The sequence below is a fragment of the Trinickia sp. EG282A genome, from assembly GCF_040965455.1.
Taxonomy (GTDB): domain Bacteria; phylum Pseudomonadota; class Gammaproteobacteria; order Burkholderiales; family Burkholderiaceae; genus Trinickia; species Trinickia symbiotica.
The window spans coordinates 1-469 of record NZ_JBFRCC010000033.1; the positions used below are offsets into that span (position 1 = coordinate 1).

The 469-nt window shown below is 61.4% G+C and carries 1 protein-coding gene; it reads right to left on the bottom strand.

From position 1 onward, the window contains the following. On the bottom strand, positions 1 to 469 hold a 469-nt coding region (locus AB4Y31_RS31775), incomplete at both ends, for a bifunctional UDP-4-keto-pentose/UDP-xylose synthase (protein ID WP_368677422.1).

Sequence of the window (469 nt, forward strand, 5' to 3'; positions counted from 1 at the left end):
GAACAGCGTGAAGTTCAGGCCTTCCATGCCGTAGCCCCAGATCACGCGGTCCATCAGCTGCTTCGAGCACGCGTAGATCCAGCGCGGCTTGTTGATCGGGCCGTAGGTCAGCGCCGACGCGTCCGGGTCGAACTGCTCGTCCGAGCACATGCCATAGACTTCCGAGGTCGACGGGAAGACGAGGTGCTTGCGGTACTTCACAGCCGAACGCACGATCGGCAGGTTCGCTTCGAAGTCGAGCTCGAACACGCGCAGCGGCTGCTGCACGTAGGTGGCGGGCGTCGCGATGGCGACCAGCGGCAGGATCACGTCGCACTTCTTGACGTGGTACTCGACCCACTCCTTGTTGATCGTGATGTCGCCTTCGAAGAAGTGCATCCGCTCATGCTTGACGAGGTCGCCGAGGCGATCCGTCTGCATGTCCATGCCGAACACTTCCCAGTTCGTGTTTTCGAGGATGCGCTTGGAG